Source organism: Paenibacillus violae (assembly GCF_032461945.1).
GTDB lineage: Bacteria > Bacillota > Bacilli > Paenibacillales > NBRC-103111 > Paenibacillus_E > Paenibacillus_E violae.
Window position 1 is genome coordinate 69,123 of sequence record NZ_JAWCUD010000019.1, and the last position, 6,551, is coordinate 75,673.

Here is a 6,551-nt window from a genome sequence, read left to right on the forward strand (position 1 = left end):
TTATGATCATTAGCATCAATGGCAAACTTATAGATGAACAACAAGCCGTGGTCTCGGTTTATGATCACGGTTTTCTTTACGGATTAGGTCTCTTTGAGACCTTCCGTACTTATAACAAAGTTCCTTTTCTCCTTGCTGAGCACATGAATCGTCTTGCGGAGGGTTGTAAGGAGCTAGGGATTGGGTATGAGCATGATTTTGACCGCGCAGAGAAGTTGATTGAAGATCTGCTTGCTGCGAACGAGCTTCAGGATGCCTATATTCGTTTTTCCGTATCTGCTGGAGTAGAAGCGCTTGGTCTTCCTTCGGGGGACTACGGTCAGCCTACCGAGATTGTCTATATCAAGGCCCTCCCGCCGAGGGATACGAAGACATATGAAGAGGGCAAAGCCTTACAGCTGCTGAAGCTGCCTCGAAATACACCGGAGGGCTTGTACCGATTCAAGTCTTTTCACTATATGAACAATATTTTGGCTAAAAGAGAGCTAGGCCAATACCCCTGGGCCACACGCGCAGAGGGTCTGATGATGAGCGAAGAGGGTTATGTGGCTGAGGGGATTGTCAGCAACATCTTTTTCATTAAGGACGGGACATGCTACACGCCTTCGCTGGATACAGGCATTTTGGCGGGAATCACCAGAGCGCACGTACTTCGAATTGCCCAGCGAGGGCAGATACCTGCTCAAGATGGTTTATATCGTTGGGAAGATTTGGTGGAGGCTGATGAGGTGTTTCTGGTCAATTCCATTCAAGAAATCGTGCCGGTCACAACTTTGTATACACCTAGTGGTCAAAAGATCTCAGTGGGTACAGGAACAGTGGGTCCCATAACTCGTGAACTGATTCGGACATATAACGAATATTGATAAAATGATAAACATACAGGAAGTGAACAGCAGATGAAAGTGTTATCCTGTAAAGGACACGAGCTGCCCATCGGTGATCGAACGATCATCATGGGCATATTGAACGTAACCCCGGATTCCTTTTCGGATGGCGGATCCTATGTCACCGTAGAAGATGCCATACGCAGAGCTCGGCAGATGGTTGAGGATGGCGCAGATATCATTGATATTGGAGGCGAGTCCACCCGTCCAGGTTCTGCGGAGGTGACCGAGGAGGAGGAACTTCGCCGGGTAATCCCCGTCATTGAGGCTCTAAGTCGTGAAATTAACGTTCCTATTTCTATAGATACGTATAAAGCAGAGGTCGCTAAGCAAGCTTTAGCGGCAGGGGCGCACATCATCAATGATGTATGGGGTGGGCAGGCCGACCCCCGTATGGTTGACGTAGCGGCGAGCTACGATTGCCCCTTCATTATTACCCATAACCGATTGAACACGGAATATAAGGCTTTCCTACCAGAGGTGCTAAGCGATCTTCAGCACTATGTGAGTCAAGCACGAGACGCGGGTGTTCGCGACGAACGGATTATTTTGGATCCGGGGATCGGCTTTGCGAAATCCTACGAACAGAACTTGCAGCTTATGAACCAACTGCGCCCTCTTGTTGATCTTGGGTATCCGGTCCTCCTGGGTACATCGCGTAAAAGCGTGATCGGGATGACATTGAATCTACCGCCGGCCGAGCGGTTGGAAGGCTCGCTTTCAACTGTCGTGCTGGGAATCGCGCAGGGCTGTGGAATCGTTCGTGTGCACGACGTATTAGCAACCAAGCGGGCTGCCGTCATGACGGATGCCATTATTCGCTCATAATGAAGGAGGTCACATCAATGGACAAAATCACACTGTCCCGCATGCAGTTTTTTGGTAATCACGGTGTTTTTCAGGAAGAGAATAAATTGGGCCAGCGCTTTTATGTGGATGTAGAGCTGATGCTTCCGCTTCATAAACCCGGCCAGTCGGATCATCTCGACGATACGGTGAATTATGGCGAGGTTTTTTTCAAAGTAAAAGAAATTGTCGAAGGACGCACTTTCCAATTAATTGAAGCTTTAGCGGAAAACATTGCATCAATGCTTCTTCATACTTATACTAGTATCAATGAAGTGACGGTTCGCGTCATTAAGCCGCATCCGCCCTTTGCCGTTATTTTTGACGGCGTGACTGTAGAGATTAACCGAAAGCGGGCAACGTCATGACAGCCGAAGAACGAGAACGCAGCATTGCAGCTTATGTCGCATTAGGATCCAATATAAATGATCGCGAACAATATTTGCAGGATGCGATTACAGCGCTGAACCAGGAGCCGGGTATTGTCGTGACTGGCTTGTCCAGTATTTACGAAACCGAGCCGGTCGGTTATGTAGACCAGTCTGCTTTTCTTAATATGGTCGTTCAGTTACAAACGGTTATTCCTGCTGAAGATTTGCTATTCAAATTGCTGGCCATTGAGAATCGTTTGGGGAGAAAGCGCGATGTGCGCTGGGGTCCAAGAACGATCGATTTGGATTTGCTTCTGTACGGCGACGAGCAGTTAACGACCCCCGACTTGATCATTCCGCATCCGCAGATGCATGAGCGGGCTTTTGTATTAGTCCCTCTCTCAGAGGTTCTCTACGAGCGGCAAGATGCTGCATTTGAATTCATCTCCGCGAATCTGGAGAAACTGGAAGGAAAGGAAGGCGTTGTGTTATGGAAAAAAGCTCAGTAGCTCAGCGCATACGCGCTTTTCGTAAATTGAAAGGATATACCCAGAATGAACTAGCTGATTTGCTCGGCGTATCGATCGCCATTTTGGGTGCAATTGAAAGAGGAACACGTAAACCGGATACGAAAATCATTAATAAGATCTCGCAGGTGCTTGATATCGAGCCGGACGAGTTAATCGCAGTGGTTGCGAGATAAGAGAGGTGGAATCTTCGGTGCTGAAAATAGGTAATGTCGAAGCTCCCAATAAAGTTGTGCTTGCCCCGATGGCGGGCGTTTGTAATCCTGCATTCCGTCTGATTGCCAAAGAGTTTGGCACAGGGCTGGTGTGTGCGGAGATGGTTAGTGATAAGGCTATCGTTCACGGGAACACCCGTTCGATGGAAATGTTATATGTAGATGACCGGGAAAAACCGCTCAGCTTACAAATCTTCGGCGGCGACACGGAAACACTCGTGCAAGCGGCCAAAATCGTTGATCAACATACCAACGCAGATATTATTGATATTAATATGGGCTGCCCGGTACCCAAAATTACCAAATGCGATGCTGGTGCACGCTGGTTGCTTCAACCGGATAAAATTGAACAAATGATCGAGACCGTCGTAAAGGCAGTAAACAAACCTGTCACCGTAAAAATGCGGATCGGCTGGGATTCTGATCACATCTATGCTGTCGAAAATGCAAAGGCTGTCGAAAGAGGCGGCGGCAGTGCAGTTAGCGTCCACGGTCGTACGCGCGAGCAGCTCTACACAGGGAAAGCGGATTGGAACATTATCCGAGATGTGAAGCAAGCTTTGTCGATTCCCGTTATTGGTAATGGTGATGTAGTTACGCCTGAGGATGCCAAACGTATGTTGGACCAAACGGGTGTGGACGGCGTCATGATCGGCCGTGGTGCATTAGGCAATCCGTGGATGCTTTACCGTACCGTTCAATATCTTGCTAATGGGGAGCTACCTCCGGAACCGACACCGGAAGAGAAAATCCGCATCGCAATCCTGCACATGGACCGACTCATAGCACTCAAAGGCGAGCACGTTGCCGTAAAAGAGATGCGTAAACATATGGCTTGGTACCTCAAGGGATTAACAGGAGCAGCTCGTGTGAAGGACGCCATTATGGAGATGTTGAAGCGTGATGAAATGGTTCGGACGCTGAATGAATACGTTGAGCACCTTGCTGCGCAATCGTCGTCATCCAGCCAAGAAGAATCTCCCGTACTGCAATAAATCATGCAGCTATGGTTGAGATTGACATTTTGAAACGGTTGCAATATAATCAGTCAATATTAATGTGTTCCTGCATATATTGAAAGACAAACGAGTAAGTTCCTAATTTTATAACCGTGAATTCATACTACTTGAATCAGCTCTATAAAGACCTAACTCCTAGCAGGAAGCATCGATTCAACGATATGAAAATCTTTCACATGACGGGAGATCAGTTGGTAATGGCTGAAAAAGAGGTCATTCTTACACCAGAAGGTTTGAGAAGGCTCGAGGACGAGCTTGAGCATCTTAAATCAGTGAAGCGCCGCGAAGTCGCGGAGAGAATCAAGGTTGCCATCGGGTATGGCGATATCAGTGAGAACTCCGAGTACGAAGATGCGAAGAACGAGCAAGCCTTTATTGAAGGCAGAATCATCACTTTAGAAAAAATGCTGCGCAATGCGCGGATTATTAATAACGACGATGTGGATATCAACACGGTAAGTGTAGGATCCATCGTTACACTGAAGGACTTGGAATTCGGTGATTTGGTTGAGTACAATATTGTAGGTACCGCGGAGTCTGATCCGCTACAGAATAAGATTTCGAATGAAAGCCCGGTGGGCAAAGCAATTCTTGGCAAGCAAAAGGGCGCAACCGTTGATGTTAACGTTCCAGCTGGCGTCATTCAGTATCAAATTGTTGATATTAAAAAGTAGCGTGCAGCCGCAGCCCCGTTTCAGTTTACCTTTGCTCAGCATAGGCAAATTGTCTGGAAAGCTTCCTTACGGAAGCTTTTTTCCGGTTTTAGCACCCTTTACTAAAATATGTAGGAGATGAAAACATGAGCCAGGAAGTGGAATTGAACGAATTGCTCGTCATTCGCCGTAACAAATTGGACGAGCTTCGCGGTCTGGGTGTAGATCCTTTCGGCAGCAAATACGTTAGAACGCATACAACGCTAGAGATCTTGACAGCTTACCAGGACAAAACAAAGGAAGAGCTGGACGAAGAGCACTACGAGGTTAGTATTGCAGGACGTATTATGCAAAAAAGAGGCATGGGTAAAGCAAGTTTTGCTCATATCCAAGACATTACAGGGAAAATTCAAATCTACGTACGGGAAGATGCGTTGGATGCGAACAAGTACAAAGCTTTTGATCTTTTGGATCTGGGTGACATGGTTGGCGTTCAAGGTGTTGTTTTTAAAACGAAAACCGGAGAAACCTCCATTAAGGTTAAGTCTCTTGAGGTATTGACCAAGTCCTTGCTTCCGCTTCCGGACAAATTCCATGGTCTTAGCGATGTAGAATTGCGCTATCGTCAACGTTATGTTGATTTGATTATGAATCAAGATGTTCAACAGACATTTATTCTGCGTTCCCGTATTATTCAGTCGATGCGCCGTTACCTGGATTCGCTGGGTTATTTAGAGGTGGAAACACCGACGCTTCATTCGGTTGCAGGCGGGGCTTCGGCTCGTCCGTTTAATACGCATCATAATGCTTTGGATATGCAGCTTCATATGCGTATTGCTATTGAGCTTCACTTGAAACGCCTTATTGTTGGCGGACTAGAGAAAGTTTACGAAATTGGTCGTGTTTACCGGAATGAAGGTATCTCCACGCGCCATAATCCAGAATTTACGATGATTGAGTTGTACGAAGCTTATGCTGACTACAAAGACATTATGAAGCTGACTGAGGAGCTTATTGCGCATATCGCTCAAGAGGTTCTTGGTACGACTTCAATTCCTTATGGAGATCACGTGGTTGATCTAGCTGTTGGCTGGAGACGTATCTCCATGGTTGATGCGGTTAAAGAAGTGAAAGGTGTAGACTTCGGCGTTCAAATGACGAACGAGGAAGCGCATCGCTTAGCCAAAGAGCATAATGTGCCAGTGGAGCCTCATATGACATTTGGTCATATCTTGAACCAATTCTTTGAGACGTTTGTAGAAGAGACGCTGATTCAGCCGACCTTTATTTATGGACATCCTCTAGAAATTTCACCGCTTGCCAAAAAGAACCCGGAAGATCCGCGCTTCACGGATCGCTTCGAGCTCTTTATCGTAGCGCGTGAGCATGCGAATGCATTTACTGAGCTTAATGATCCTATCGATCAAAGAGAGCGTTTCGAGGCTCAGCTTCGTGAGAAAGAGCAGGGGAATGATGAAGCTCATGAAATGGATGAGGACTTCATTCGTGCATTGGAATATGGAATGCCGCCAACAGGTGGTTTAGGAATAGGAATCGACCGTTTGGTTATGCTATTGACCAATGCCCCATCTATTCGCGATGTCTTGTTGTTCCCGCTTATGCGTGAGCGTCAAGGAGAGTAAGGAAGACCATTTCGGGGCATCGTAAGATGCCTCGAAATTTTTTGTCGAAAGTACTTGCATTGTCTGCAGCGTCTGTGGTATCTTATAAAAGTTGCCGCTGAGGACAACGAGCAAATGGTTGAAAACAACTTAAAAAATAAGTTGCAAACAAAAACTCAGTATGGTATATTGGACTTCCGGCTTTCGAAAGAAAGCGGATAGGACAAGAGTTCTTGATCTTTGAAAACTGAACAACGAGTGAGTAAGCACAGTCGAGTAATCGACTATAAATGAGATTGTAAAATCTCGCTAGCAAGTCAATGAGCTATTCAGCTTTTCTATTATGGAGAGTTTGATCCTGGCTCAGGACGAACGCTGGCGGCGTGCCTAATACATGCAAGTCGAGCGGAG

The 6,551-nt window shown here is 46.6% G+C and carries 8 protein-coding genes and 1 rRNA gene; all 9 read left to right on the forward strand.

Going from position 1 to position 6,551, the window contains the following annotated elements; all coding sequences use genetic code 11:
- The first annotated feature begins 2 nt into the window (after window positions 1-2).
- Entirely contained in the window at window positions 3-866 is an 864-nt protein-coding gene (gene pabC / locus RQP52_RS34170) for an aminodeoxychorismate lyase (RefSeq protein WP_315955968.1), read from the forward strand.
- A gap of 33 nt (window positions 867-899) precedes the next feature.
- Window positions 900-1,715 carry a dihydropteroate synthase gene (folP, locus tag RQP52_RS34175; protein ID WP_315955969.1) on the forward strand — a complete coding sequence of 272 codons (816 nt, stop codon included), beginning with the start codon at window positions 900-902 and terminating at the stop codon, window positions 1,713-1,715.
- 17 nt (window positions 1,716-1,732) lie between these two features.
- The gene (gene folB, locus RQP52_RS34180) at window positions 1,733-2,101 is read left to right on the forward strand and encodes a dihydroneopterin aldolase (protein ID WP_315955970.1); all 369 of its coding nucleotides are present in this window, start codon (window positions 1,733-1,735) and stop codon (window positions 2,099-2,101) included.
- Window positions 2,098-2,613 carry a 2-amino-4-hydroxy-6-hydroxymethyldihydropteridine diphosphokinase gene (gene folK, locus RQP52_RS34185; RefSeq protein ID WP_315955971.1) on the forward strand — a complete coding sequence of 172 codons (516 nt, stop codon included), beginning with the start codon at window positions 2,098-2,100 and terminating at the stop codon, window positions 2,611-2,613. Before folB ends, folK begins: the two co-directional genes overlap by 4 nt.
- Window positions 2,595-2,807: a helix-turn-helix domain-containing protein gene (locus RQP52_RS34190; protein ID WP_315955972.1), complete on the forward strand. Its 213-nt coding sequence runs from the start codon at window positions 2,595-2,597 to the stop codon at window positions 2,805-2,807. Before folK ends, RQP52_RS34190 begins: the two co-directional genes overlap by 19 nt.
- Before the next feature lie 17 nt (window positions 2,808-2,824).
- Window positions 2,825-3,841 (forward strand): tRNA dihydrouridine synthase DusB, encoded by a 1,017-nt coding sequence (dusB, locus tag RQP52_RS34195; RefSeq protein WP_315955973.1) that lies wholly within the window; start codon window positions 2,825-2,827, stop codon window positions 3,839-3,841.
- Between the two features lie 221 nt (window positions 3,842-4,062).
- Complete coding sequence (gene greA / locus RQP52_RS34200) at window positions 4,063-4,539, forward strand: transcription elongation factor GreA (protein WP_127457170.1); 477 nt, start codon at window positions 4,063-4,065, stop codon at window positions 4,537-4,539.
- 125 nt (window positions 4,540-4,664) lie between these two features.
- Complete coding sequence (gene lysS, locus RQP52_RS34205) at window positions 4,665-6,161, forward strand: lysine--tRNA ligase (RefSeq protein WP_315955974.1); 1,497 nt, start codon at window positions 4,665-4,667, stop codon at window positions 6,159-6,161.
- 319 nt (window positions 6,162-6,480) lie between these two features.
- Window positions 6,481-6,551: ribosomal RNA gene (locus RQP52_RS34210) — 16S ribosomal RNA — on the forward strand; the annotation flags it as partial.

Bases quoted from the DNA above. Each gene is read 5' to 3' on its own strand.
- folK (WP_315955971.1), top strand. From the start codon at position 2,098: ATGACAGCCGAAGAACGAGAACGCAGCATTGCAGCTTATGTCGCATTA.
- folB (WP_315955970.1), top strand. From the start codon at position 1,733: ATGGACAAAATCACACTGTCCCGCATGCAGTTTTTTGGTAATCACGGT.
- pabC (WP_315955968.1), top strand. From the start codon at position 3: ATGATCATTAGCATCAATGGCAAACTTATAGATGAACAACAAGCCGTG.
- folP (WP_315955969.1), top strand. From the start codon at position 900: ATGAAAGTGTTATCCTGTAAAGGACACGAGCTGCCCATCGGTGATCGA.
- lysS (WP_315955974.1), top strand. From the start codon at position 4,665: ATGAGCCAGGAAGTGGAATTGAACGAATTGCTCGTCATTCGCCGTAAC.
- greA (WP_127457170.1), top strand. From the start codon at position 4,063: ATGGCTGAAAAAGAGGTCATTCTTACACCAGAAGGTTTGAGAAGGCTC.
- RQP52_RS34190 (WP_315955972.1), top strand. From the start codon at position 2,595: ATGGAAAAAAGCTCAGTAGCTCAGCGCATACGCGCTTTTCGTAAATTG.